The 26,287-nt window shown below is 38.5% G+C and carries 23 protein-coding genes; 11 read left to right on the forward strand and 12 right to left on the reverse strand.

The window, feature by feature from the left end; all coding sequences use genetic code 11:
• Window positions 1–31: 31 nt before the first annotated feature.
• From ACXYMX_RS14105 to ACXYMX_RS14120, 4 genes are all read right to left on the reverse strand, one after another.
• Window positions 32–904 carry a DUF3298 domain-containing protein gene (locus ACXYMX_RS14105; protein ID WP_459044891.1) on the reverse strand — a complete coding sequence of 291 codons (873 nt, stop codon included), beginning with the start codon at window positions 902–904 and terminating at the stop codon, window positions 32–34.
• Complete coding sequence (locus ACXYMX_RS14110; RefSeq protein WP_459044892.1) at window positions 901–1,431, reverse strand: RNA polymerase sigma factor; 531 nt, start codon at window positions 1,429–1,431, stop codon at window positions 901–903. Before ACXYMX_RS14110 ends, ACXYMX_RS14105 begins: the two co-directional genes overlap by 4 nt.
• 197 nt (window positions 1,432–1,628) lie before the next feature.
• Window positions 1,629–2,831, reverse strand: a complete 1,203-nt coding sequence (locus ACXYMX_RS14115; protein ID WP_459044893.1) for an iron-containing alcohol dehydrogenase — start codon at window positions 2,829–2,831, stop codon at window positions 1,629–1,631.
• 138 nt (window positions 2,832–2,969) lie between these two features.
• Complete coding sequence (locus ACXYMX_RS14120; RefSeq protein WP_459044894.1) at window positions 2,970–3,845, reverse strand: MBL fold metallo-hydrolase; 876 nt, start codon at window positions 3,843–3,845, stop codon at window positions 2,970–2,972.
• 200 nt (window positions 3,846–4,045) lie between these two features.
• Here ACXYMX_RS14120 and cls point away from each other — a divergent pair, with 200 nt between their 5' ends.
• The 5 genes from cls (at window position 4,046) to ACXYMX_RS14145 (ending at window position 8,195) form a co-directional block, all read left to right on the forward strand.
• Window positions 4,046–5,500, forward strand: coding sequence for a cardiolipin synthase (cls, locus tag ACXYMX_RS14125; protein ID WP_459044895.1), 1,455 nt, complete (start codon window positions 4,046–4,048; stop codon window positions 5,498–5,500).
• 258 nt (window positions 5,501–5,758) lie between these two features.
• Window positions 5,759–5,947, forward strand: coding sequence for a hypothetical protein (locus ACXYMX_RS14130; RefSeq protein WP_459044896.1), 189 nt, complete (start codon window positions 5,759–5,761; stop codon window positions 5,945–5,947).
• 152 nt (window positions 5,948–6,099) lie between these two features.
• Window positions 6,100–6,429, forward strand: coding sequence for a winged helix-turn-helix transcriptional regulator (locus ACXYMX_RS14135; protein WP_459044913.1), 330 nt, complete (start codon window positions 6,100–6,102; stop codon window positions 6,427–6,429).
• 25 nt (window positions 6,430–6,454) lie between these two features.
• Entirely contained in the window at window positions 6,455–7,384 is a 930-nt protein-coding gene (locus ACXYMX_RS14140; RefSeq protein ID WP_459044897.1) for a DsbA family protein, read from the forward strand.
• 73 nt (window positions 7,385–7,457) lie between these two features.
• Window positions 7,458–8,195: a pirin family protein gene (locus ACXYMX_RS14145; protein ID WP_459044898.1), complete on the forward strand. Its 738-nt coding sequence runs from the start codon at window positions 7,458–7,460 to the stop codon at window positions 8,193–8,195.
• A 61-nt stretch (window positions 8,196–8,256) separates the two neighbouring features.
• On the opposite strand, the gene serC is transcribed toward ACXYMX_RS14145, so the two are convergent.
• A complete protein-coding gene (serC, locus tag ACXYMX_RS14150) occupies window positions 8,257–9,354 on the reverse strand; it encodes a 3-phosphoserine/phosphohydroxythreonine transaminase (protein WP_459044899.1) in 1,098 nt (365 codons plus the stop codon).
• An 83-nt stretch (window positions 9,355–9,437) separates the two neighbouring features.
• Window positions 9,438–11,027 carry a phosphoglycerate dehydrogenase gene (serA, locus tag ACXYMX_RS14155; RefSeq protein ID WP_459044900.1) on the reverse strand — a complete coding sequence of 530 codons (1,590 nt, stop codon included), beginning with the start codon at window positions 11,025–11,027 and terminating at the stop codon, window positions 9,438–9,440.
• A gap of 435 nt (window positions 11,028–11,462) precedes the next feature.
• Between serA and ACXYMX_RS14160 the strand changes: the two genes are divergently transcribed.
• Complete coding sequence (locus tag ACXYMX_RS14160; protein WP_459044901.1) at window positions 11,463–12,671, forward strand: RtcB family protein; 1,209 nt, start codon at window positions 11,463–11,465, stop codon at window positions 12,669–12,671.
• A gap of 101 nt (window positions 12,672–12,772) precedes the next feature.
• Here the strand turns inward: ACXYMX_RS14160 and ACXYMX_RS14165 are convergent, their stop codons facing one another.
• The 3 genes from ACXYMX_RS14165 to ACXYMX_RS14175 all read right to left on the reverse strand — a co-directional run bounded on the left by ACXYMX_RS14165 (window position 12,773) and on the right by ACXYMX_RS14175 (window position 17,093).
• Window positions 12,773–15,814 (reverse strand): hybrid sensor histidine kinase/response regulator, encoded by a 3,042-nt coding sequence (locus ACXYMX_RS14165; protein WP_459044902.1) that lies wholly within the window; start codon window positions 15,812–15,814, stop codon window positions 12,773–12,775.
• 70 nt (window positions 15,815–15,884) lie between these two features.
• Window positions 15,885–16,508 carry a nicotinate (nicotinamide) nucleotide adenylyltransferase gene (nadD, locus tag ACXYMX_RS14170; RefSeq protein WP_459044903.1) on the reverse strand — a complete coding sequence of 208 codons (624 nt, stop codon included), beginning with the start codon at window positions 16,506–16,508 and terminating at the stop codon, window positions 15,885–15,887.
• Window positions 16,509–16,544: 36 nt separating this feature from the next.
• A complete protein-coding gene (locus ACXYMX_RS14175) occupies window positions 16,545–17,093 on the reverse strand; it encodes a cysteine hydrolase family protein (RefSeq protein ID WP_459044904.1) in 549 nt (182 codons plus the stop codon).
• A gap of 191 nt (window positions 17,094–17,284) precedes the next feature.
• Between ACXYMX_RS14175 and ACXYMX_RS14180 the strand changes: the two genes are divergently transcribed.
• The 4 genes from ACXYMX_RS14180 to ACXYMX_RS14195 all read left to right on the forward strand — a co-directional run bounded on the left by ACXYMX_RS14180 (window position 17,285) and on the right by ACXYMX_RS14195 (window position 21,803).
• Window positions 17,285–17,914 (forward strand): class II aldolase/adducin family protein, encoded by a 630-nt coding sequence (locus ACXYMX_RS14180; RefSeq protein ID WP_459044905.1) that lies wholly within the window; start codon window positions 17,285–17,287, stop codon window positions 17,912–17,914.
• A 38-nt stretch (window positions 17,915–17,952) separates the two neighbouring features.
• On the forward strand, window positions 17,953–19,002 hold the full coding sequence (locus ACXYMX_RS14185) for a s-methyl-5-thioribose-1-phosphate isomerase (protein WP_459044906.1): 1,050 nt from the start codon (window positions 17,953–17,955) through the stop codon (window positions 19,000–19,002).
• 11 nt (window positions 19,003–19,013) lie between these two features.
• Window positions 19,014–20,114 carry an S-methyl-5-thioribose kinase gene (gene mtnK, locus ACXYMX_RS14190; protein WP_459044907.1) on the forward strand — a complete coding sequence of 367 codons (1,101 nt, stop codon included), beginning with the start codon at window positions 19,014–19,016 and terminating at the stop codon, window positions 20,112–20,114.
• Window positions 20,115–20,351: 237 nt separating this feature from the next.
• Window positions 20,352–21,803 (forward strand): NAD(P)H-binding protein, encoded by a 1,452-nt coding sequence (locus ACXYMX_RS14195; protein WP_459044908.1) that lies wholly within the window; start codon window positions 20,352–20,354, stop codon window positions 21,801–21,803.
• Between the two features lie 259 nt (window positions 21,804–22,062).
• Here the strand turns inward: ACXYMX_RS14195 and ACXYMX_RS14200 are convergent, their stop codons facing one another.
• The 3 genes from ACXYMX_RS14200 to ACXYMX_RS14210 all read right to left on the reverse strand — a co-directional run bounded on the left by ACXYMX_RS14200 (window position 22,063) and on the right by ACXYMX_RS14210 (window position 24,404).
• The gene (locus ACXYMX_RS14200) at window positions 22,063–22,833 is read right to left on the reverse strand and encodes an ABC transporter permease (protein ID WP_459044909.1); all 771 of its coding nucleotides are present in this window, start codon (window positions 22,831–22,833) and stop codon (window positions 22,063–22,065) included.
• A gap of 12 nt (window positions 22,834–22,845) precedes the next feature.
• A complete protein-coding gene (locus tag ACXYMX_RS14205; protein ID WP_459044910.1) occupies window positions 22,846–23,760 on the reverse strand; it encodes an ABC transporter ATP-binding protein in 915 nt (304 codons plus the stop codon).
• Between the two features lie 203 nt (window positions 23,761–23,963).
• Complete coding sequence (locus ACXYMX_RS14210) at window positions 23,964–24,404, reverse strand: GNAT family N-acetyltransferase (RefSeq protein WP_459044911.1); 441 nt, start codon at window positions 24,402–24,404, stop codon at window positions 23,964–23,966.
• Between the two features lie 816 nt (window positions 24,405–25,220).
• Here ACXYMX_RS14210 and ACXYMX_RS14215 point away from each other — a divergent pair.
• The gene (locus ACXYMX_RS14215) at window positions 25,221–26,120 is read left to right on the forward strand and encodes a M23 family metallopeptidase (protein ID WP_459044912.1); all 900 of its coding nucleotides are present in this window, start codon (window positions 25,221–25,223) and stop codon (window positions 26,118–26,120) included.
• The last annotated feature ends 167 nt before the right edge of the window (window positions 26,121–26,287 follow it).

Consider the following 26,287-nt stretch of genomic DNA (forward strand, 5'->3'; position numbering starts at 1 on the left):
GAATGCGTTTGCTACTTGGAATACGATGAGATCATTTAATATAGGTGTCACTTACCAATGAATCACTTAGGATATCCGACGGGATTTCGAATGTAATAACCCCCATGTATCCTGGGGCTACTTCATATTTGTCGAATGAAATGACAAGCTTATGATCCGAGGTAATATAGAAGTTTTGATAAGGCTTAATCTTTTCGAAGTTTACTGTGAATTGATCTTCTAAGAAATAAGAAGCATCTTTATCTGTCGCCATGCGTCGCTTCATTTCACCTCTTATATAGGAACTAATTACATCGATATATTGATCATCTTTAAAAAGACTTGGCAGTGTAATTAATATACTTTCCTGTTTATCAATTGTGTCGTACTTCATAGTTGTTGAAGCGGAGCCGATGGTATTTACCTTATAGCGAGCAATCGCTAAAATACGGTCGGTATCTGTCATTACTTCATAGCCGGTGTCAACTCCGAGATGACCCTCTCCTGCTTTTTTCATCTCCTCAATTTCTTCTTCGAAGTGCGAGAAGTCTGTTTTATCTTCATCGATATATTTTTCATTCAAAGAAGCTTGTAGTTCATCACTTTCTAAACCACTAATTGCAGGAGTATCAATATCAGCTTGATAGGTTTCTTGATCTAAAGTTAATTTTTGCACAGTGAAAACCTCGACAATAGTTCCCAATAATGGGACATTCACCATTGATTGTGCCATTGCAGGGCTCACGTTGATACTGCCAATAAACAAAGCTGTGGCAGCAGCAATCCCAATCGACCATTGTTTTAAAACGGGTCGTTTCTTTTGTTCCGCATTTGCCTGCCGAATTGAATTCCTTACGACATCTTCCAACTCAGGAGGTATGTCTATCTTGTCATATTCCTTTTTCAACTTATTCAATCGTTTCATAATCTAAAATCCTCTCCAACTTCAATGCGTAGTTTTTTTAATGCGCTATATAGCCTAGTTTTAACCGTATTGATATTTTGGTTTGTTATCGCTGCAATCTCGTCAATTTTTAAATCCTCAAAAAATCGGAGAATGATAAGCGTCTTATATTTCGAAGGGAGCTTATCAATAGCTTCTTGCAAATCCATATCGGTCATTTCATCTGCTAACTGTGGAAAATGCGCACTAAGGACATCATCATTCATTACCGTAACTCGTTGATGTTTTCTGATAAAGTCAATGGATGTATTGACGATGATTCGATAAAACCACGTTTTCAAATAGGTGATTTCTTCAAGACGATCAATTGATTTAAGCGCTTTTAAAATGGAATCTTGTACAATATCGAGTGCATTTTCCTTATTTCTAACATAACTATATGCTAGGCGATAATGAGCCTCACGATGTTCTATAATAAAGTCTTCTAAGAGCTTAAATTTATCCGTTTTTGTCATGACAAACAATTCACCTTTTCTAATTTTCAACATGTCGCGAACACGTTATAATTATTTGACGGGCCAGGTACTTAAAAAGTTTTGATTAATTATCAATAGGTTAGTGAAGTTGAAAAAAACCACAGCCATTCCACCTTTAAGTAGGATTGGGCTGTGGTAATAACACGTTCACGATAATCTTTTAACATACTAACCTGCTCACATAGAAAATGCAGTGAACGAATTCGTTTTCAATATTGTGAAGAAGCTTTAACAGTAGAAAAATCATAGTCATAGCAAATACGGTATAATTCTTTAATTTCTTCAGCACTCGGGACACGTGGGTTATTGTCGGGACTACCGCTTCTTAAAGCGTCGGAAGCCATTTTAGTAATTGCATTATCAAACTTCTCCGGATCAATGCCCCAATTTTTTAAGTTTGGAATCTTTAAGTCTAGACAGAGGCTTTTAATTTCCTCAACGGCAAAGTCTGCTGCCGCGTCCAAGGTCATTTCCGTATTTTCACCTGCAAATATTCGCCCAATCATGGCGAGTCTTTCTTGGCAATGACCTTTACTGAACTCAAGTACAGCCGGTAAAAGCATTGCATTAGAGACTCCGTGGGGTACGTGAAAAAGAGCTCCGATTGGGCGCGACATTCCGTGAACTAGACAGACGGAAGCGTTGGAAAATGCCATCCCGCCGTACATGGATCCTGTAGACATGGCTTCTCTTGCTGCGATATTATTTGGATTTTCATAAGCTATCCTGATGTTTGCAGCAATTAACCGAATTGCCGACAGTGCAAAGATATCGGTCATCGGGTGCGCCTTTTTAGACAAATAGGCTTCGACAGCATGACTCAATGCATCGATACCTGTTGCGGCGGTTACCGATTGGGGAGAAGATAATGAAAGCATAGGGTCAACAATTGCAACTGCGGGCATGAATTCCGGCTGTTTAATCATCATTTTTTCATCGTTACTAGTATTTGTAATGACGGTTGCATCTGTAACTTCGGAGCCTGTTCCTGCAGTTGTAGGTATGGCGATATGGGGTACCGGAGAATTTAAGATGCTTTTCGCTCCACCCATATAGTCTCCTATATAGCCGCCATTTGTAGCTAGGACAGCAATCGCTTTCGCTGTATCTATGCAGCTACCACCTCCAAGCGAAATGATGACGTCACACTTCGTGTCTATAAATAAGGCTAGCGCTTCTGCTACATATTGATCGGTTGGTTCTAAATTCACTCCTGTGTAGATTTCATATTGAACATTCACTTCTTTAAGCTGCTCAACGCACGTATCTATGTAGCCTAGACTTTCAATTATTTTATCACTAATTAGTAGAGCTTTTTTTCCTCTAAGGGCCGTTTCTGTCCCCACGCGATTAAACGCATCTTGTCCATATATAGTCGCTTGAGGCGATCTGAAAACTTCGTAGTTAACCAAATAATCACTCCATTCTGTTTGATTAAATATAGCATGCCGGCTACCTGAAAGTCTAAGTAATCTGAATTAGAGATGATATTCATTGAGAAATTAGTGTAAACACCCTTCTAAAGGAATACGTATGTCCAACGATGAATATCACAGAACAAATGTCATCCCATCCTCAGCTATATGGAATCCATTACTTTCTATGAATTTGCGTTCAGCACTATCTGGTTTAAGTGCGGGATTGCTATGATTAAAATGAGTGAAATAAATTGAGCATGTATCCGAAATGCTTTTAAGTCTTTCAATTGTATCGGTAATAAACGGATGTGGGATTTCACTTAAGTCTCGTTTACTGCGCCCGCTGTCAGCCAGGTCATCTTCTGAATAAAATGTAGCATCCAACAAACAAATATCAGCTTGCTTACACGCCTCTAATACATCTAAATCCCACTCATCCCAACTATCAATATCAGGAATATAGAGTACTTTTTTCGATGGACCAGTAATCCAGAATCCGAATGTTTCTGAAAATTCATTTCGATGAGGTACTTCTATTGGAGTAACCTCTACATTATTTTCTAAAACAACAGGTGTCTCGTTTTTCAGTGTATGTATTTGAATATTTTCAAGTGTCGTCAGTTGTTTCCAAGGTGCATGTGTTTCTAGAAGGTGCTTCATTAGTGGACCTGTAAATACAGGTACTTTATTTGTATTCATGGCTTCTTTCCCTAAATATATGAGTCCGGGATAATGACCGATATGTGCATGTGTAAGGAAAATACCCTGCATAACGCAACCTTCCAACCCCTGTGCAAGCTGCAAATTAAGAAACTGCTCTTTGAAATCAGGGGAAGCATCGATTAAATACCATTGCTTTTTTGTGGGTATTACAATAGCAAGAGAAGCCGCAAGTCGCTTGAAATTCGGATTTTCAATTGCTCTTTTACAATTTTCACAATAACAATTCGGCTGAGGTAATCCAGCATCTTGTGCGGTACCAAGAACTTGTAAAACAACTTTGCTCATAATGTTGGTTCTCCTTTTACTATTCATTTATATTGGTGTTAAGAAAAGCTTGTTATTACTATAATACAGATAGTTCCATGCATTCACACGATTCATGAATTTAACGGTTTTAAATGGGCGTATAAGAATCTTATCATTATTTTTGGAGTGCATGTTATATTAAAGGGTATAGCTTATTAACGCGAAGGAAGGTGAGAGAAGTGGAGATTACGAATGTATTGGCCATTAGTGTATCGATCATAACTATTTTAAACGTTCTTTTTTTGGCAAGTGTCTTGTTTTATGAACGACGGGAAGTCGGAAACACGTGGGCTTGGGTAATGTTATTAGTTTTTATTCCTATTTTAGGTTTTTTTATCTATCTATTTCTCGGCCGCAGTTTAAAGCAGAAAAACTTCTATAAGCTTACAACAGAAGAAAAAGAAACGATTGATACTGAGGTGGATAAACAACTTTTGTCCATAACAGAGGAGAATTTTCAAAATGAACCATTGTTAAAGAAAAATACGGAGTTAATTCGGATGAACCTTAGATCTGCAGATTCTTTATTATCCTATGACAATGACATCGCCATCTTTAATGATGGGTATGAGAAATTTGATGCGTTAGTAGAGGATATCCAATCCGCACAAAAGGAAATCAATATTCAATATTACATTATCCAACCAGATGCTTTGGGAAGAAGAATTCGAGACGCACTCACTGAAAGAGCAAAAGCCGGGGTGAAAGTTCGCCTTTTGTATGATGAAGTTGGTTCAAAGAAAACATCTCCAAAGTTTTATGATGAATTGCGTGCAGCAGGCGGTGAAGTAGAAGTATTCTTCCCCTCGCTTTTCCGACTAATAAATTTTAGGGTGAACAATAGAAATCATCGAAAGTTAGTTATTATTGACGGTCACATAGGATATATTGGTGGCTTTAATGTAGGAGATGAATACCTGGGCTTGAATAAGAAGTTTGGCTATTGGAGAGACACTCATCTTAGAATAACTGGAGGGGCCGTCAATCATATTCAAGTAAAGTTTATTCTCGATTGGCATCAGGCGGCGAACAACGAACCTGGTGAATGGGGAGAATATGCATTTCAAACTAAAAAGCAACTTGGAACGAGTCCTGTCCAAATTGTATCAAGTGGTCCCCATTCCCAGACGGAACATTTAAAGAATATGTATATTAAACTTATTTTGTCAGCGAAAAAAAGTGTTTTTATCCAAACGCCCTATTTTATTCCCGATACAAGCTTTATGGATGCCTGCAAAATTGCATTATTATCCGGGGTAGATGTTCGCATTATGATACCAAATATGCCTGATCATCCTTTTGTCTACTGGGCAACATGGGCACATGCAGGAGATTTACTGAACTATGGAGCCAAAATATTGCTCTATGAAAATGGGTTCTTGCATGCAAAAACAATCGTAGTTGACGAAGAAGTTGCCTCTGTAGGGACGATGAATATCGATTCGCGAAGTTTCCATTTGAATTTCGAAGTGAATGCAATTATCTATGATGAAAAAGTAGCCAATCAGCTTCACTCGTTGTTCTTGCATGACAGTGAGCTGAGTTCAGAACTTACACCGGAACGTTATGCTGAAAGGTCGTTGGTAATTAGATTTAAAGAAGGAATTTCGCGTCTTCTTTCACCTGTTTTATAACTGTAGTAAACCAATTCTCCTCTCATGCATTAATCTACAATAAAAGGACCATACCGTATTTTATTTAGTGTATGGTCCTTTTACTCGACATAGATTTAAATAATAGGTACTTGATGAGAAATTAATAGAAGTGATCGAAATGAAACATAATGTGTTAACTGCTCAACGACACAAATAATTTGAATTACAGGAGCGCAATGTCTGAACCTAATGGGTTGTTCATGCTAGAATGAGAGTAGAATCTAAGTGGGGTGACATGTGTTGTTCAAGAAATTGTATGTCTACATAATCATGTTAGGAATCGGATGTACGTTTTTAGTGTTAGCGAATGTCCTTGATGTTTCTGATAAACTGAAGTGGGTATTTTTAGCGCTTGCAATCCTATTGAACTTGACGACGGCTGTCGTCGCGATGAGATACGGGTTAAAGGAAATGAGACCGAAATAATCGTACAACTTTAAATAGCGGTTCACTCAGTTACGTATTCAATGTGGATGTATCCGATCCATGTTGAATACTTTTTTTATTGGTATAATCTTTATACTTGATATATAAAGTATACCGAGTTACACTTAAGTTAATCGTTGGAGGTGAGACCCATTAATATATGTCCATATTTGGAATCGTGTTTCGAGATATTAGGGAGACGTTGGAACGGATTGATTATTCATTACTTATCGAATTGTCCGGAGTATACGGCACATTTTTCCCATATGAAACGTGATTTAACTGATATTACACCTCGTGCGCTTTCATTAAAACTAACTGAACTAGCGGATTATGGTTTGATTGTAAAAAAAGTAACGGAAGGAACGCCTATTTCAATTACGTATCATCTAACTGAAAAAGGACAACAACTCGCAATCGCTTTGCAACCAGTTCATGAATGGGCACAAAATAATATTGAACTAGTTTCATCAAATAAATAACAAACTAATGAAAAGAGGAATGTAAATGGAAACGAAGAATAGCATGATTTGTGATTTAGAAACGGGTGTCTGTGGACCTGCAGGTGAAGAAGAAGCGAATGCAATGGAATTCGTTGATTTCTCAGTCCCAAATAAGAAAGTAGATCTTTACTATATAACCGACCCAATTTGTTCGCATTGTTGGGCATTAGAACCAGTCCTTCGCAAGTTTGTCGACCAGTATGGAAATTATTTTAAAATGCATACACTTATGGGCGGTTTACTTGAAAAGTGGGATGGCTTTGCAGACGCGGGCAATGGCATTTCTAGTCCTTCAGATGTTGCGAGTCACTGGAGAGAAGTGGGTGAACATTCACGGATGCCAATCGATGGAACAGTGTGGCATGACGACCCAATCGAGTCTTCATTTATACCTTCCCGTGTGTATAAAGTCATCTCGGAGAAGAGTCCAGAACTTGCCAACGTATTTTTACGTCGTGCAAGAGAAGAACTTTTTGCATTCAATAAAAACATTGCAAAAGACGACCTATTAATTGATCTTGTGAATCAGGTTGGCCTGGACGGAGAGGAAGTTGTTCGTTTATCAAAGCTTCCTGAAGCCAACGCTTCCTTACAAGAAGACTTTAAACTCGTTCGTGAATTAGGTGCTCGTGGATTCCCAACAATTGTCATGGTAAACGAAGAGCAGAAAGGTGCTCGAATTGTTGGTGCAAGAACGCTAGAGGACTATACAAATGCACTCCAACAATTGTTGCCAGCAGAAACATTAAAGCCGAAACAGCTTATGGACCTAAGCCAATTGCTTCAACAGGAAAAAACGTTATTCTCGCGTGAAATTGAAGAGTATTTTTCAATTGAACAATCAGAGTTAGACGCATTCGTACAAAAAGAATTGCAAGAAGATACGTATGAAATGAAAAGCATTCTTGGTGAACAGTACATCCAAGTAAAATAATAAGAAACAAACAAAGTCGACTCTCCGAAAGGAAGTCGATTTTGTTCTAGCTAATGAAAAGGAGGGGTTTGTGATGTTGCAAAAGCTAAATGCAGGAAGTCATGCACAGCCATTTCGAGGGCCATTCAGCATTACACGTGTCCAACCTGGTGACATATTAGGGGATAAAACCAAAGATACGGCATTTGGACCGCTCGCTATCATCGATCATGCAGTGATGAAAAAAGGCTTAACGGTTAAAATGCACGAACATATAAACGATGAAATCTTAAGCTATATTTACTCAGGCGTTACACACCATAAGGATTCTGCGGGGTTTGAAGCACCAATTGCCCGCGGAAAACTAATGATGATGAATGCGGGGAAAGGTTTCTGGCATGAAGAAAAAGTGAAAGAAGACGAAGTTGAAATGCTTCAAATATTCGTTCGACCAGCCGAAACAGACCTTCCTCCAGCAATTCAATTTTACGATAAGCCGACAGATAACCGAGAGTGGCATGTCATGGCGGGACCAGAAGGAAGTGGTGCACCGCTTTATGTAAGGCAAAACGTTTATATACTGGATGCACATCCCGAAGAAGGAGAAGAGCTCGAAATCCCAACGTATGATGGTTACACACCGTTTCTTTATGTACTGAACGGAGAACTAACAATTCAAAATCTAACGGTAGGTAAACAAGAAGCGATAACAGATTTAGATAAGCCACTTCCGCCTCTAGTCGCGAATGAAGATACAACAATTGTCTTGTTTTTTGTCGATTTGAATGCGCAGATGTCGACCGATGGGACGATTAGCGGAAAGAAGAAATAATATAGGTATAAAAAATGGATTAGACGAGGAAATTACTTCCTACAATCTAATCCGTTTGTATTTATTCGTTGTCTATTTGAAATTGAACCATGAATTCGCTGAGTGCACGGCATGCTTCTAAAGGAACCGAGTTGTAAGCAGAGGCACGGCATCCACCAACTGAACGATGGCCGTTTAAACCAACAAATCCTTGTTCTTTCGCTTCATCTAAAAATTTCTTTTCTAACGTTTCATTCGCGAGGTTGAATGTAATGTTCATTAGTGAGCGGCTTTCATGTTCTGCATGTCCTGAATAGAAGCCTTTGCTTTCATCAATCGCATCGTAGATAAGCTTTGCTTTTTCTTCGTTTTGTTTCTCGACCGCTGGTAATCCACCCAACTCTTCAATCCACCCAAGTACTTCACCGAGCATGTAGATGCCGAACGTTGGTGGCGTATGGTAAAGTGAGTTGGTTTTTGAATGTGTCGTGTATTTTAACATCGTTGGAATGTCCTGATTCGCTTTTTCAAGAAGATCCTTACGAATAATTACAACTGTTACTCCAGACGGTCCGAGATTTTTTTGTGCGCCTGCATAAATAAGAGCAAATTTACTTATATCGACCGGCTTAGACATGATGTCGCTGGACATGTCTGCAATTAGTGGAACGTCGCCAGTGTTCGGGAACTCTTTCCACTGAGTACCGTAAATCGTATTGTTCGAAGTCAGATGTACATAAGCGTCGTCTTCGTTGTACGTAAGCTCATCTAATTTAGGTACTTTGTTGTGTTTACTCTCTTTCGAACTAGCAACAGAATATGGTGAACCAAATAATTTCGCTTCATCAAACGCTTTTTCAGACCATGAACCTGTCATGATGTAACCCGCTTTTTGCTCAGGAGTTAAAAAGTTCATAGGGATCATAGAAAATTGGAGACTGGCTCCACCTTGTAAGAAAAGAACTTCATAGTTTTCTGGAATAGAAAATAGTCTTTTTAAACGAGAAATCGCTTCATTATGCACTTCTTCATATTCTTTACTTCGGTGGCTAAGCTCCATAATCGACATTCCAGTCCCACGGAAATTGACAAGTTCTTGTTGTGCTTTTTCTAGAACGGGTAGTGGAAGTGCTGAGGGTCCAGCGTTAAAGTTGTAGACAGATTGACGGTTTCTTTGCAAAATGTTCACTCCTCAATTGGTAGGTTAAGAAAAAGAGGCCGCCCTGTAGTTGGGCGACACCGGAAAAGACTTTTGACTACGTTTTAGTTAAAGCTAATTTCACGAATTCGTTTAATATCCTCTATTTCTTGAAGTTGCTTCATTACGTCTATAGGTGTTTTTCGGTCTACGACTAAAATCATTACTGCGGATCCGCCTATTTCTTGGCGTCCTACTTGCATGCTTGCAATGTTCACGCCGTTCGCACCAAGGGCAGTACCAACTTTTCCGATTAATCCTGGTTTATCCATATGAGAAATCAATAACAAATTCCCTTGTGGTGAAATGTCAACTGGATACGGGCCAACTCGAATGAGACGTTCTCCGACTCCGTAAGCTGCAGATCCAGTTACCCAGCGTTCTTCTTCTGTTGTCTTGAGACGAATTGTAATCTCATCGGAAGAACTTTGAGAGAATAGAGATTTCTTAAAGATAATTTGTATATCACGTTGTTTTGCCATGTGAAGTGCATTGATCGTATTCACATCCGCACCGAGGTGGTGAGAAAGGATTCCCTTAAGTACATATGCACTTAATGGAGACGTATCTAAATCAGCTAATTCGCCTCCGCACTCCACGGTTACTTCGCGTACAGCACCGTCTGTCATCTGAGCTAGGGAGTTCCCGAGGTGCTCACACAACTTAAAGTAAGGTTGAAGTTTATGTAACAATTCAGGTGAAATCGAAGGCATATTCACCGCGTTCTTAAATGGTTCGTCACGTAAAATATGGACAACTTGTTCTGAAACGTCAATCGCTACATTTTCTTGGGCTTCTAAAGTTGAAGCACCTAAGTGAGGTGTAACAATAACTTTCGGGTGTTTTAAAAATGGATGATCTGGTGCTGGTGGCTCACTTTCAAATACATCGAAAGCAGCTCCTGCAACAATGCCTTCGTCAATTGCTTCAACTAGGGCAAGTTCATCGATGATTCCACCCCGTGCACAGTTAATGATTCGCATCCCTTTTTTCATAACTTCGAATTGTGGTTTACTAATCATATGACGTGTTTCAGATGTGAGTGGAGTATGAACGGTCATAAAATCAGCTTCTCGGATGATTTCATCTACACTCGCAAGTTTAATGCCCAACTTTTTTGCGCGTTCCTCTGTCATGAATGGATCATAACCTATAATACTCATACCAAATGCAGCTGCTCGCTTAGCAACTTCGATTCCAATACGACCAAGTCCAAATACACCAAGTGTTTTGTTTCGCAATTCTACACCGAGAAAAGATTTACGGTCCCATTGTCCATCAATGGTTTTCACATAAGCTTGCGGAATATGACGAGCGAGAGCCATCATCATCGCAAATGTATGCTCACATGTGGTAATCGTGTTTCCATCAGGTGCATTAATAACGATGATTCCGTGGTTCGTAGCTGCATCCAAATCGATGTTATCAACGCCAACACCTGCGCGGCCAATCACTTTTAATTTTACGCCGGCTTTCATAATGTTTGCCGTAACTTTCGTTTGTGAGCGTACTAGGAGTGCATCGTAATCACCAATTATCGAGATGAGTTCATCTTCACTAAGTCCCGTTTGCTTAATAACTTCTACATCACTTGCATTTGTCAATTGTTGTAATCCAAAATCGCTAATAGGATCTGAAACCAATATCTTAAACATAAATCTTCCTCCTTTATTATGTAAAATTATATAGTTATCAATGACATAGCAAATACGCTAAGTATTGTTTGTTTTTTATAAGTACATGCATATATATTTTAACACTAATTATTGAAGTTGGCAGTCCCTTCTTTTCCTAGATGAGGACAAAGACTTGTCGGAAACTTGCATTTGACTACATATTCACAACTTAAATACATAATCTAAAAGGAAGTAAACGGTTACAGGCTTTAATGCGATTCTATAGATAAATATGTATATATTTCAAAACTTATTAAAATAAGTGCATCGAGTTCATTCGAACCATGTACAATGTGAAAACTCAGCACAAAGAAGAAGGTTTTTGATTTCAATTTAAAGCAACCATACATTGATTGTGCCTATAATAGAAATAGGAGTAAAAACGTTGAAGGATTTAGAAAGGGTGATTCCAACATGAAAAAGAAAGTATTTGGCGTTCATGACGAGAATACGCTGCGTCAGTTTGAGAATTGTTTGAAATCAGGGCGTGTAGCCGGAGGAGTACTCTGTGCGGATGGTCATTTTGGATACAGTCAACCTGTCGGGGGCGTTATTGTATACGATGGGCAAATTTCACCGTCAGGCGTTGGTTATGATATCGCTTGTGGAAATAAGGCGGTACGTACGAATTTGAAGTGGAAGGACATTAAAAGAGATCTTCCGCTTTTAATGGATGAAATCTCTACAACTATTTCATTTGGAATAGGACGTAAAAACAAAGAAAAAGTGGATCATGAATTGTTTGACGATCCTGACTGGCTTGTTTATCAAGAAATTGGCAAGCAGGAACACGACCAACTAAAAAAATTAGCGAAAGATCAGTTGGGGACCGTTGGAGCGGGGAATCATTATGTCGATTTGTTAGTTGAGCAAGATACAGATGCTGTTTGGGTTGCGAATCACTTTGGTAGCAGAGGTTTGGGTCATAAAACAGCTAGTGGATTTTTAAACTTAGCCAATGGGCGAAAGTTTTCGGATCGTGCACCAGGAGAAAGTATGGAGCAAGCGCCTACGCTTATCGATTTAGATAGCGAGCTTGGCGATCTCTATTTTCGTGCAATGGAGATGAGTGGGAAGTTTGCCTACGCAGGAAGAAATTATGTAATAGACCGAGTCCTTTCGATAATGGGTGCTACCTCTGAGTTTGAAGTGCATAATCACCATAACTATGCATGGAAAGAGAGTCATTTTGGCAAAGAGTACGTCGTCGTTAGAAAAGGTGCTACGCCTTCAGCTCCAGGACAAATGGGGTTCATTGGAGGAAGTATGGGTGATATTTCCGTTATTGTAGAAGGGAAAGACAATCAAGCGAATGCAGATGCATTTTATAGCACCGTACACGGTGCGGGGCGGATTATGAGTAGGACTCAAGCAGCGGGGAAAATGAACTGGAAAACACGAAAAAGACGCGGTGGAGAGATTACTCAAGAGCAAATGGACCAAGCCGTTCAAAAGTATGGAGTGGAATTACGCGGCGGTGGAACAGATGAAAGTCCATTCGTTTACCGAAAGTTACAAGACGTGTTAGATGCCCATGAAGAAACGATTGACGTTCTTCACGTATTAAAACCAGTAGGCGTCGCAATGGCCGGTGCAAATGAGTTTGACCCATTTAAGGATTAAAAGCTTTATAAAAACAGCGAAGTACCGGTCTAATCGGATACTTCGCTGTTTTTAATTGTTTTTACAGTTTGGTAGTTGTTTCAACAAAGTTAGAGCGTTACTTATTGATAAGGAATTACAAATTTAACGGTCGTGCCTTTACCTGGATGGCTAGTAATTTGCAATCCTTTGTTGAATAGTTTAGTTAGTCGACGATTGGTGTTTGCTAAACCGATTCCATTTTGAGGTGAATCTTGCAAGACTATCTGTACTTTACTAGCATCCATTCCTACTCCGTTATCTTGAATTATTATTTCATAATATGTCGCATAGTTTCTTGTTTGAATGATAACAGTTCCGCCTTCACACTGTTGTAGCAACCCGTGTCGGACAGCATTTTCAACAACAGTCTGGATTGCTAAAGGAGGAATTAATCTGCCTTCTAGAGAATCTGTATCCCATTCAACAAGAATTCGTTCACCAAAACGTTCTTGTTCGATATATAAGTAGGATCGAATCAGCATTAATTCATCGGAAAGAGGGATAAGATCCTGTGTATTTTGTGTTGCGAAACTATGACGTAGATAATTCCCGAATTCTTGAAGTAACATAGTCATTCTTGTTGTATCAAATTCAGCTAAAGAAGCAATGGAGTTCAATGTATTGAATAGAAAGTGCGGCTGAATTTGAGCTTGTAACCATGCCGCTTCCATGCGGTTTTGTTCCTTAATAGATCGTCTCAAATCAGTCAGTGCTTGAACGCGCGATTGTAGAGACAGTGCATCGATTGGTTTAGATACGTAATCATTAGCACCGGATAGAAATCCTGCAACAATATCTTCGGGTTGGCTACGGGCAGTTAATAAAAGAATAGGTAATTCGGATATACTAAATCTCTTTCGGACAAGTTGTGTGAACTCATAACCGGACATATTTGGCATCATTACGTCACAAACTACTAAATCATATACCGTCTTATCCATCATAACCAGTGCATCTTTTCCATTCGATGCTTCTGTAACGTTATATGTTCGCTGCAACAAATGACGTAAAATACGTAAGTTGACAAAATCATCGTCTATTATAAGAATACGCGGTTTACCCTCGATAGAGACACTGTCATTTGAAGAAAGGAGTTCGTTGTCAATTCTTCGAGAGCTCTCAGATGACTTAGTCATTGGTATAGAGGAAGGTTCTTGAGAAGCTAACCTCAGAGTAAAGGAAAATAGTGCACCTTCTCCAGGTTGTGATTCTACTGAAATTGTACCCTCATGTAATTCTACTAATTGCTTAGTGACTACTAAACCAATACCAACTCCACCGGTGGAGTTCAAACTTGAACTCTTTTGAATATAGCGATTGAAAATCAGTTGTTGCATAGCGTCGTCGATTCCAATACCTGAATCTTTCACGTAAATAGTAGCTTCCTTATCATCGTGTGATGCATAAATGGATATTGTGCCTTTTTGCGTGAATTTAACAGCATTGTGCAATAAGTTAAATAGAATCTGAGTAAGTCTATTTTCATCAGCTTCTACTGCAGGAAATTCGGGTGATATATCCATTCGTAAATTGATTGGTTTGCTTTCAAGCATAAATTGAAGCATATCGATAACACCAGAAGCCGTAGTTTGAATACTTATATTTTCTTTACGAAGGCGAATGTGGTTTCCTTCTAATCGAGTACTATCCAACAAATCATTTAAAGTGAAAGACATTTGTCGAGCGACTTGTGAAAGAAGTTCTAGACTCTTTTTATTGTTTGTGGAAAGAGTGTCGTTGTCATCTGCTAAGATCACCTGTGCAATATTTAGTATACCGTGGAGTGGATTTCTAAGTTCATGAGATGTATTCGCTAAAAAGTCATCTTTCAATTTATCCGCTTTTTGTAATTCTCTTTTTTGAACTTTGTTTTCATCTACAATGCGAATATGTCTTTTAATTAGAAGTATTGTAATTACGAAAATTGCAATTAAAAAGTCAAACGGATAATAGGGAATGTTAGAGAAACCAAATTTTATTCCGGCTCCCCAAAAAACATTGGAAGTATACGCAGAAATGAACAATAAAATAAGAATTGCGTCAAGTGAGTTGTTTCGAACCACTTTTATTGTTTGATAAAACAAAAAAACGATGGAAAACGCATAAAATACAAACAGAAATAGCACTAAAAACTCATATTTTTCAAAGGGTGTAAGGATCATTCCTAAAAGCAAAGTTCCATATAAACCGACCAAATACTTATATGTACGAGATTTTAAGTGAAAGAGGTTTTTAATGAATTGTAACAGGGCTAACAACGTACTAAGAAAGATGAACAATAATAATTTATTGGACCACTCCATAGAGAGTGGTAATTGTAAAACAACGTCATCATCAATTAAGTTTGCAAAAGCACTTAAAATAAGCAAAAGGCCAAGTGAAAAGACTTCTTTTCTATATTTATCTATACTAAAGAAATAAATGAAGAAGGCATGCAGAGCATACACAATTGAAAGGATAGCTACGATAAGTTGTAAGGTACTAGAAAACGAATCCTCCTTGTTGATGGCTGCTGCAGTTCCAATCATTATGCTATCGGTTACCCCACCAAAAAAGGGGATTTCATAGTTGGACACATGCAAAAGTACTTCTACTTCATTGCTTTCGGAACTGAATAGTGCCGAATAGGGTCCTTCTTCAGTAACCTTTTTCGTAGCAGATTTCACAGGATCGTTATGTCTAGCAATTTCTGTTCCGTTGATAAAAAGTGCAGATGCAGTTGTCACAGTCTTCATGCGAAGACCGTATATTTGTTTATTCCCAGGCGGAAGTAAAACTTTTAAACGATATGTACCATACCCATAGGACGCAATCGGATCAGCGCTTTGCAACTTGTTTTTCCAATCACTCGGAATAGAGATGAATTCACTTTTTGAGGAGCGGGTTTGTAAAGGTTGCACAAATTTGAAAGGGTAAAACTCCCACTGCCCATCTAAAGTAATCGTTTGGTCATCCGTAAATGACCATTCACGAAGATCTACGACTCCTTTTTCAGGGTGTGGGTGTTCAGGTATCTGATGAATGAAGATCCAACTGACTCGGAAAACAGTTAGTATAAGGAGAAACAAACTAATGATCAAGTATATTTTCTTTCTTGTTATTTTGTTATCTCCTGACATCATTTACTCAGTCCCTTTTGAATTTGTTAATGAAGCTCAGCTAGTAATTATTGATAGTTACGTACCAAACTACCTAGTTTTCCTCCGCATACAAGTTATTCTCCTTAATGTACGAATAGCAAGAGTCGGGTAAAAGATATCTTGGTTCTCCGTTCATCGAAAACTCCTCTCGAATGTACGTTGAACTAATCTCCATAGATAATCCCTTATCGAGAAGTTGAAAAGTGTCGCCGTTATCATTGTTTCTTAGAACTGGGGATTTGCTAATCGCTTGAAGCATATTAACACCTTCGCGAGCCATTACGATGAACTTATTTTCCCTTAGTAATTCCTCAGTATATCCCCAAGTTCCAGCGCCGATGTCTACTAATAGATCAGCGCCCATTATGAAGAAAATCTCGTCATCTTTATACTTCTTTTTAAAATGTTTCAACGTTTCATACGTAGAGATGTCCCAAGCATTTTGGTGCATCTCGAATTGATCTGCAATGAATTTATCGTTATTTTGAATGGCAAGTTCAACCATATTCCAACGATGTTCATCTTTTGTGTTCATCGTTTTATCTCTTCTTTTATTTGAACAGGGCAGGAAAATGACTTTGTCTAATTTGCAACGGCTTGCTATCGTACTCGCAGTCCATAGGTGTACGTTTGTAATTGGATCGAACGAAGATCCGTAAATTCCAATTTTAGCCATCCCGTTAGTCTCCCTCATTCGTGAATTTTGCCTTACTTATACAACTTCTGCTCCAAGCGTATTTTTGAAATGACCTAACGCCCAGTCATGACCAGCTTGGTTGAAACTGGCAACGCCTTGTTCGTGAACAACGATTTTAAATCCATTATTATAGGCGTCTACAGCTGTGTGAAGAATACAAATATCTGTACAAACCCCAACAAGGTGAATTTCTTGAATCCCCCGTTCACGCAATTTGATTTCTAAATCGGTTCCTGTGAACGCAGAGAAACGTGTTTTATCTTGCCAAATGACATTAGCTTTATGTTTGTTTGCTTCATAAACGTCTTTCGTTTTTCCGAATAAATTTCTTCCTGAAGTGTTCACGATATTATGAGGAGGAAAATTCTTCGTTTCAGGGTGATATGGATCATTTTCTGTATGCATATCTATTGAAAATACAACGAACTCGTCATTATTGATAAAATCTTCAGTTAATTTTGCGATATATCCCGATAACTCTTGACCCGGTGCACCGCACGTCAATTTTCCATCTTCCGCCACAAAATCATACGTATAGTCAATGTTCAGTAATGCTCTTTTCATTTAAATTCCTCCCAGCTCGATTTTCACTTCCTATGTTTACTATAGATGATTGTTATCAGTCGTTCAACAAATGGTCGAACAGAACAGCGGATTATCTGAATAAATAAACAAATCTTCTTTATCATTCACAAAGGATTAGGTTATGATCGTAGTACAGGTTTGAAATGAAAAGCGAATCGAGGAGATTTAAAATGAATAGCAAAAAAGAGATTTGTAGAATTGCTAAAAAGGGTGCAGCGTTAAAGCTAGTGGCGGGAACAAGTGGGAACGTTAGTTACTATGACAGAGAAAAAGAGCTTTTGTATATTACACCGAGTAATTTGGAATACGACGCTATGACAGCGGAAGATATCGTAGAAATGGATTTGGATGGCAACGTGAGGAATGGCGATAAAATTCCATCATCAGAATGGAGATTGCATGCGGGTATTTACAAAAATCACCCCCGATTTAATGCGGTTTACCACACACATTCACCGTATGCGACAAGTTTCTCGGTCATTGGAGAAGGGATTCCAATCATTTTAGTAGAAATGATTCCATACTTAGGCGGAGATGTACCACTAGCCCCATTTGGTTTACCTGGAACGGATGATTTGCCGAATAGTGTGCTTCAACCATTGGAAAATAGAAATGCGTGCTTATTGGAAAATCACGGCGTAGTAGTAGCTGGCAAGGACTTAGAGCAAGTTTTAACGCGTGCAATTTATGTTGAAGACGCAGCTGAAATTTATCACAAAGCAAGAAGCATTGGAAAAGCCAACTTAGTTCCTAGAGATGGGATTCAAAAGATGGGCGAAAAATATGGCTATGATTTGTAAGTAGTTCTTTATTTAGCTTGAAGGGAACGTGATACCGAATGGATAATCGTCAAGATATAGGTTTAGGAGAATTGCTCCAATACGAAAATGTTGCATGGTATGAAGATGGACAAGTAAAGATTATGGACCGAAGAGTCTATCCATCTAAAAAGGAGTTTGTCATTTGTAAAACGTATCAAGAGGTCGTAAAGGCAATCCGAGATATGGTAACTCAAAGTGCAGGACCGTATACTGCTGCTGGCATGGGGATGGCATTAGCCGCCTACCAGGCAAAAGATGAGGAAGACAAAGTTAGCTTCTTACGAAAAGCAGCTACTGAAATTGGTAACGCAAGGCCGACAACAAGCAATCGTATGCTAAAAGTAACGAGCAAGTGTTTTGAAGTTGGTCAACGAGCTATCGAAAGAAATGCGTCTCCTGTTGATGAAATCTTTAGGTATGTAATTGGGACTTTGAACGCTAGATATAAAAAAATGGACGCTGTAGGCAAAAACTTATACGAATTGCTAAATGGAAAAACGAAAATATTGACCCATTGTTTTGGAGAAACCAATATTGCGATGCTTCTAAGACATGCAAGTAAAGACAATCAGGTGATTAACTTATATTGTTCTGAAACGAGACCTTTTTTCCAAGGCGCAAGACTAACTTCTAGTGTGGCTGTCGACCAAGGCCACAATGCGTATGTATTCTCTGACAATATGGTTGCTTCAATGATTGAAAACCAAGAGATTGAGGCATTTATTACTGCAGCAGATACAATTTGTATGGATGGATCTGTTATTAATAAAATTGGGACATCGCAAGTTGCAATCATCGCAAAGCATTATGGAATCCCTTATTTTGTGACGGGAATACCCGATAAAAACGTTCGTACTTCAAAAGATATTGAAATTGAGTACCGAGATGTTAACGAGCTGTTAATTGTTAATGGTGTGAAAAACACCAAGCCTGATGTTAAAGGAATTTATCCGTCATTTGATACGACGCCAGCTCATTTAGTAAGTGCAGTCGTAACGGATAATGGGATTTATTCACCGTATAATTTAGAGGATTACTACAAGCAAGGGTTCGATGAATTCTATTAGGAGGCCAATCATTGATAGATAATAGCCACTTCAATCGACTATTAGAAAAGTACAAAGGCATCGGGGCAGGAAGCAGTGCAATCGAGGAAATTGGTGATGGGAATATTAACTATGTGTACCGAGTTCAAGCACAAGACACTTCGATTATCATAAAAGAAGCAAGAAAGTTTGATCGGTCCTCAAATGATCCATTAGATGTAAATCGTTTGAAAATAGAATACAATTCTTTGAAGTTTTTCGGACAATCGACGCCACATTTGATACCTGAACTGTTTGAGTATGATGCTGAAAACTCTATTATGGTGATGGAAGACTTAAAAGACTACTTGCCCTTAAGAAAAGCATTGGCAGAAAATGATACAAATGTGCTTCAGGAAAATCATATTGAACAAATCAATGATTTCTTTGTAGATTCACTTCTTCGTTCGACATCCTTACTTATGGATTACCAAGAAAAAAGAAAGCTCGAATGTGAATTTAGCAATCCGGAAATGTGTGATATTAGCGAAAGACTCGTGTTTACCAATCCGTATGCAAATCACTCAGGCAATAAATATACTGTCGGAATGGAATCAATTCTAGCTGAACTTCGCACGGATAGAAAAGTGATTGATGAAGTACTTAGACTTAAACATCAATTTATCAACCATAAAGAAGCTCTCATTCATGGTGATTTACATTCCGGCTCAATCTTTATAAAAGATGATCAGATTAAAATCCTGGATTCTGAGTTTGCAGTGTTTGGACCGATTGCCTACGATATTGGAAATGTGTTAGCTCATTTACTCATTAGTAAAGTAGGGAAAACGAGTGCCTATTCAAACTCTATAGATCGACATATAGAGAACTTGTTGAACTTATTTAACGATAAAGGAATTGCCTCTTGTAGAGAAAATGGAAAAGGTAAACTGGTAACAAAAAGCTATCTTGAAAGTTACTTCAAAGGGATTATAAGTGATTCTTATAAATACGCAGGTTTAGAAATCATTCGAAGGGCAATTGGTTCAGCAAAAACAGCCGAATTTGAAAGCTTGAGTGAGGATGAAAAACCTGAAGTTGAAAAAAAATCTGTTTTATTGGGGAAAGAATTGCTTATAAAAGGACAGTATTAGTTAGATTATAGAATTGAATATCGTATCTAAGTATGTATATCAAACCATTGCTTTCAACATCAAATACTACGTACGGTTTACGAATTGGTTGATGTTTCAATAATTCTCCTTGAACCGCCTGTTTACACTCCAACCAGCACTTAAGTAGATAAGTTGTTCAATAATCTATTAACAGGGTTATTAATTTTTCTAAAGGGTATTTAATAAATAACTAGAAGAAAAAGGGAGTGATTAAGAATGGGTGAGAGGAAAATGGTCGTAGCTGTCGCAGGAGCCAGCGGATATATTGGCCAAAATTTATTGAAAAAGTTAAAGGGACGAGTTAAGGTAATCGGTTTGTCACGAAATGGAGATAGCCGTCAAGATACAGAGCATGTCGAGTGGCGGTCGTGTGATTTGTTTTCTATGAAAGATGCAGAAAAAGGGCTAGCAGGAGCTGATATAGCTGTCTATCTCGTTCACTCGATGATGAAGTCCGCTAGACTTTCACAAGGTAGCTTTGAAGATATGGATGTAATATTGGCCGATAACTTTGCTCAAGCAGCAAGTCGGCAAGGAATAAAACAAATCGTTTACTTAGGCGGAATTATACTGGACGAGGATGAAAAGGACTTATCTAGACATTTGAAAAGCAGGCTTGAAGTAGAGAGAGTATTGCGCTCTCGCAATGTCTCGGTAACCGCGCTACGTGCCGGTCTAATTATCGGCCCCAAAGGATCCTCATTTCCAATACTGACAAAACTGGTCAATCGCTTACCTGTTATGGTTTTACCAAAATGGACTCGCTCACACACGCAACCGGTTGCATTAGCCGATGTGTTGAAATCATTAACATCACTTATTATGGACTTAGAGACTGAAAATCGCACAATAGATATCGGTGGTCCAGAAATTATGACTTATAAATCGATGATGCAAAAAACCGCTGAAGCACTTGGAAAAGAGCGAAAGTTTATAGATGCTCCTTATTTTTCATTAACACTTTCTCGGTTGTGGTTACGACTTGTGACGCAAACACCTAAAGAAATTGTTTATCCTTTAATCGAAAGTTTAAAGCATCCTATGGTCGTTCGCCCGGAAAATAGAGTAAGTGGAATTAGTGACGGAAAAACACCCTTTTTGGTGGCAGCTAAAGAGGCATTGAGTGCAGAAGTGAAGGATGCAAAAAAACTTTCTATTAAAAAAAGGCTAGGACCCTTAAAACAAGATGTTCGTTCAATACAACGCATTCAATTGCCAACCCGGTGGAGCGCTGATGAAACAGCGCGTTATTATGTTAAATGGTTAGCCACCTTTTTAAACCCTTGGATCCATACGACTGTAGATGAAGATTTAAATTGTAAAATTGGGTTTCTAGGGGATCGCACCTTATTGGAGTTACGGTATTCAGAAGAGCGAAGTTCAAAGGATAGGGCATTATACTATATTTCTGGTGGAGTATTAATGAATCCATCTGTCAATGAACGAGGTAGAATGGAATTTCGGAAAATTCCAGGGACAAACGAAGTGATTATTGCGATACATGATTATTTACCATCCTTACCCTGGTTCATTTACTATGTGACCCAAGCCAATATGCATGCTTTCGTAATGTGGAGTTTCCAAAGGCATATGAAGAGTTTAAGTATAAGCGATGAAAAGTCTGTTGAAATTAGTACTTTTACCTATGAGAAATATCTGTCTATTTAAGAATGTCGAGTGATCAGACTCACTTTTAATCAAAGGCTATGCAAGCATTCATGTATCAACAAATTACTAACGAATTGAATTCATCCGATTCTCTTCCCTCACTTCGCATAGTGATACCTATACCATAACATCAGCATCCGTCGACTACCTCAATTCTTCAGCGAATTAGCAATCGCCGTAAAAAAACCACCTTTCCATGTGGAAGGTGGTTTGAATTTGTCACGGCTTATAAGGATTTATTGATAAAGCACAATAGATATCAACTTCTTAGTCCACGGCCTTTTTCAATCAAATTCCAATTGATTGCATAAAGTGCAATGACAAAGAAGGCCGAAATAAGAATAGAGAATAAAACTGGAACATCAATTACACCTAGGAACCCGAATCGGAATCCAGATACCATATAAACAATCGGGTTGAGTTTCGATACGACCTGCCAAAACGGGGGCAGCATCGAGATAGCGAAAAACACACCGCCTAAGTAAGTCAATGGCTGAAGAACGAACGTAGGAACAATAGACACATCGTCAAATGATTGCGCAAAAATGCCGTTCAACAGGCCTGCCAAAGAGAACAAGATGGACGTCAACAAAAGCGTCAAGATGACAATGCTCCAAGAATAGACGTGCAACGGAACAAAAAATAGGGAAATAATTGTGACGAGTGTCCCGACAAGAATACTTCTTCCTAGTCCTCCGATCACAAAGCCCCAAATAATGATATGCGTCGGTACAGGTGCAATCAACAGTTCTTCAATGTTCTTTTGAAACTTTTGTGAGAAAAAGGATGACGAGACATTTGAGTAGGAACTCGTGATGACCGACATCATAATCAGTCCAGGGACGATAAACTCCATGTAGGAGAAGCCGCCCATCTCACCAATCCGTTTTCCAATCAAATTCCCGAAGATGATAAAGTACAAGGAAGTTGTGATAACTGGCGGGACCAGTGTTTGAATCCAAATTCTAAGGTAACGGTTCGTTTCTTTATATGCTAGACCTTTTAATGCAGTTAAATAAAGTTTAAACATGAGCACCCTCCACTACGCTGTTTCTTCTGTAAGTTTTAAAAATAACTCTTCTAATCGGTTGGACTTGTTGCGCATGGACAACACTTTAACCCCTTGTTCTGACAGTTGATGGAACACTTCGTTGATTCCTTGATCACGCGCGACTTCTACTGAAAGGGTCGTTTCGTCCAGTAGCTCGGTGGTATAGCCTTTGATCACCGGCGTACTACCTGAAGATTCGATATCTAAAATAAATGTTTCATACTGGATCTTGGCCAGCAATGATTTCATACTCGTATCTTCAATCAGTTCTCCATTTTGAATGATACCAATGTTGCGGCATAACATCTCCGCTTCTTCCAAATAATGTGTTGTCAATATAATCGTCGTGCCGTTTTCGTTCAACTCTTTCAGAAACGCCCACATCTCGCGTCTCAACTCGATGTCCACACCGGCCGTCGGTTCATCAAGAATTAATAGACGCGGTTCATGCATTAAGGCGCGTGAGATCATCAGTCGACGTTTCATGCCTCCAGAGAGCATCCGTGCGCGATCATTTCTTTTCTCCCATAAATCAGATTGCTTCAAGTACTTTTCACTACGTTTCAAAGCCTCTTTTCTTGGCACGCCGTAATAACCCGCTTGGTTTACCACAATCTGCTGGACCGTTTCAAAAGGATTAAAGTTGAATTCTTGAGGGACGAGACCGATCTGCATCTTGGCCTGCATTAACTGTTTGTCCATATCATAGCCGAAGACGTTGACTTTTCCCGATGTCTTATTGACGAGCGATGTCACAATCCCGATAGTCGTAGATTTGCCTGCGCCGTTAGGACCTAAGAGAGCGTAGAAGTCCCCTTCTTCCACTTTCAAATCGATGCCACGCAAAGCCTCGACACCCCCAGAATATACTTTTTTCAAGTCTTTTATTTCTAATGCGTATTTCATTCCGTTTATCACCTTTCTATCTTTTTATTCGGGTGTATGTAAAATACCTATTTGCCAGTATGTCACTTCGCCGTCGATTAGCAAAGCATTATGTATACTTTTTTTGGATTATAAAAATCACTTTGGCTTATGAGGGAAATTCATCCATGCCCTCTCTATACTGTTTAATACAGAACAATAATAACTGAATTATAACATTGAATTTATACAGACAACTTTTTTGTCATTAATACATGTGGGATACCATCTTCCATAAAAACAGGTGATGAAGTCGTGTAGCCCAGCTTTGTATAGAAGCCTTCAGCGTGTGTTTGACCATGTAGTTTGACATTGGGGAATTCTTTTTCTATTGAAATTTCTTCAAGTTTTTTTATAATTACTTTTCCAAGACCGAATGAACGGAAAGGCTCTAAAACACAAATTCGCTCTAACTTTCCAAAATTATCAACCCAACGTACTCGACCAGTTCCAACTGGTTGATTCTTGTAATAAACTAAAATGTGCTGGCTAAGCCCATCTAGTGTGTCAAATTTGTCAAACTCATCCTCCAAAGGGACTTTCTGTTCCTCGACAAATACTTCTTTTCGAATCGCAAATGCCATTTCCAAGTCTTCTTCTGATGTAATTACTTTTGTTATCAACATAAAAGCCCCTCTTTCTCTTCAGCAAAATTGCCCGATTGTAATACGATCCTTATTCATTTAACGCACCTGATAACCTAATTTGTGAAAGCTGCTGGTAGCATTGAGATGCTCCACATAATAAGAGTAAAGGATATCGTTAGCCAAAAAGTATTAACCGTAGTTTTTTCTTGGTGTTTGATCTTTTTCAATATAGAAACCAAATTCAAGCAAAATATAATGCACAAGACAGGCATTAAATAAAATCCTATTATTGCAAAAATAATCATATTTTCACTCCTATGTAGTTGTTTAGCATGTTCAACTAAATGCCCGTCGATTGTTGAATGGACAAGTTATAGTTAATACACTCCATTGCTTGGAACGCAAAGCGACAGTTTTCTATAGTCGTTTTTCTACCCGTTTGTTGAATATGAAACTTCATTTATCTCTCCATATTATACCGATTAAGTCGGACAAAACCTTCAAAGTGCTTGAATTCCTTAAAGGTTCTACTAGTATTATGTCGGTTAGCCACACGGTAAAGGTCGTGTATACAAGCTAAACGGTTTCCTGATACCAAAAAAGCAGGTGCCAAAACCATTTCTTGGCGCTAGCTTTCGTGTCCCTTTTTATATGATTTTACCATTATGTATTGAAGTAGTTTGATTTACTTTAAGCGTGAATTATTAAAATGGAAAACCGATTGGTAAGAAAGCTGGAACTATTCAACCCCTTGAACGTAACAGTAATAGATGGATAGAAAACTAATGAATCATGTACAGGATTAGTAATGAATTTATAAAGAAGAAAAAATGATCGAATAGGGGGAGAATATTTGTGGTACTACCAATCGTTATGGCACTAGGTATACTAATTGGTTTACCAGTTGTCTTGTTATTCACAACTTGGAAAGCCGCTTTTAAAAGTAAGTTAGAATGGATTTTGGACGCAACTTCGACCACGTTCGTTATCGCTTGGTTATTTCAGTCTGGCAATTGGAGTTGGATTGGTTACTATTGGCGTTTTCTATTAGCGGCTTTACTTATTGCCGTATTGTTTGTTTCGTGGAAAAAGGTAAGGGGGTTGCCTTTTAGAGAGAAGTTTAATCGCCATCAAAAGTTTTCGGTGGGAATCTCGATAGTACTCATAGTGGTATTTGGCTCTTATAACTACCTTATCTTTACAAGTTATACTACTGATGATCCAGCAATCGAATTAACTTTCCCTTTGAAGGATGGTACATACTACGTAGGACAAGGGGGCAATAGCTTTCTCATGAACTATCATCAGGAATATGCACCTCAAAAGTATGCATTGGACATTTTGAAACTAAATGACTTAGGAATTCGGGCAAATGGGCTGTATCCTAAGGAGCTCGAAAAATACCAAATCTATGAAGACGATCTATTTAGTCCATGCAATGCAAAAGTGCTGGAATCAGAAAATGAGTTGCCTGATTTTGCACCACCAGAAGCGGACTCGGAAAATGCTACAGGAAACTATGTGGCACTATCTTGTGAAAATACCGATGCGATTCTCTATTTAGCTCATATGCAAAAAGGCAGCGTAACAGTAAATCCAAATGATGTTGTGCAAGAAGGGGAAAGGCTTGGTAAAGTAGGGAATTCGGGGAATACAAGCGAACCTCATTTACATATTCATGCGGAAAAAGATGGAGTGGGTATACCTATTCGATTTAACGGTAAGTTTCTAGTTAGAAATAGTTTAATGCGTTAAAAATTAGAAGTTACGTTTACTTAATTGAATCAATTTCATAATTAACGTTTTTAAAAATGCGTAAAGTAGCTCCTTGATGGTTTATAAGCTTTTTAAAAATAGAAAACCGATTTAATTAAGCTACATTTAACGATTGTTGTTCCATTGCTAATTTGATTCGATCTGTT

The sequence above is a fragment of the Sporosarcina sp. CAU 1771 genome (genome assembly GCF_054482775.1).

What these genes read in the sequence shown, in the direction of transcription:
- ACXYMX_RS14105 (WP_459044891.1), bottom strand. Translation starts at nt 904, where the DNA reads ATGAAACGATTGAATAAGTTGAAAAAGGAATATGACAAGATAGACATA.
- ACXYMX_RS14110 (WP_459044892.1), bottom strand. Translation starts at nt 1,431, where the DNA reads ATGTTGAAAATTAGAAAAGGTGAATTGTTTGTCATGACAAAAACGGAT.
- ACXYMX_RS14120 (WP_459044894.1), bottom strand. Translation starts at nt 3,845, where the DNA reads ATGAGCAAAGTTGTTTTACAAGTTCTTGGTACCGCACAAGATGCTGGA.
- ACXYMX_RS14140 (WP_459044897.1), top strand. Translation starts at nt 6,455, where the DNA reads ATGGAAACGAAGAATAGCATGATTTGTGATTTAGAAACGGGTGTCTGT.
- ACXYMX_RS14145 (WP_459044898.1), top strand. Translation starts at nt 7,458, where the DNA reads ATGTTGCAAAAGCTAAATGCAGGAAGTCATGCACAGCCATTTCGAGGG.
- serA (WP_459044900.1), bottom strand. Translation starts at nt 11,027, where the DNA reads ATGTTTAAGATATTGGTTTCAGATCCTATTAGCGATTTTGGATTACAA.
- ACXYMX_RS14160 (WP_459044901.1), top strand. Translation starts at nt 11,463, where the DNA reads ATGAAAAAGAAAGTATTTGGCGTTCATGACGAGAATACGCTGCGTCAG.
- ACXYMX_RS14165 (WP_459044902.1), bottom strand. Translation starts at nt 15,814, where the DNA reads ATGATGTCAGGAGATAACAAAATAACAAGAAAGAAAATATACTTGATC.
- nadD (WP_459044903.1), bottom strand. Translation starts at nt 16,508, where the DNA reads ATGGCTAAAATTGGAATTTACGGATCTTCGTTCGATCCAATTACAAAC.
- ACXYMX_RS14175 (WP_459044904.1), bottom strand. Translation starts at nt 17,093, where the DNA reads ATGAAAAGAGCATTACTGAACATTGACTATACGTATGATTTTGTGGCG.
- ACXYMX_RS14180 (WP_459044905.1), top strand. Translation starts at nt 17,285, where the DNA reads ATGAATAGCAAAAAAGAGATTTGTAGAATTGCTAAAAAGGGTGCAGCG.
- ACXYMX_RS14185 (WP_459044906.1), top strand. Translation starts at nt 17,953, where the DNA reads ATGGATAATCGTCAAGATATAGGTTTAGGAGAATTGCTCCAATACGAA.
- ACXYMX_RS14195 (WP_459044908.1), top strand. Translation starts at nt 20,352, where the DNA reads ATGGGTGAGAGGAAAATGGTCGTAGCTGTCGCAGGAGCCAGCGGATAT.
- ACXYMX_RS14200 (WP_459044909.1), bottom strand. Translation starts at nt 22,833, where the DNA reads ATGTTTAAACTTTATTTAACTGCATTAAAAGGTCTAGCATATAAAGAA.
- ACXYMX_RS14205 (WP_459044910.1), bottom strand. Translation starts at nt 23,760, where the DNA reads ATGAAATACGCATTAGAAATAAAAGACTTGAAAAAAGTATATTCTGGG.
- ACXYMX_RS14210 (WP_459044911.1), bottom strand. Translation starts at nt 24,404, where the DNA reads ATGTTGATAACAAAAGTAATTACATCAGAAGAAGACTTGGAAATGGCA.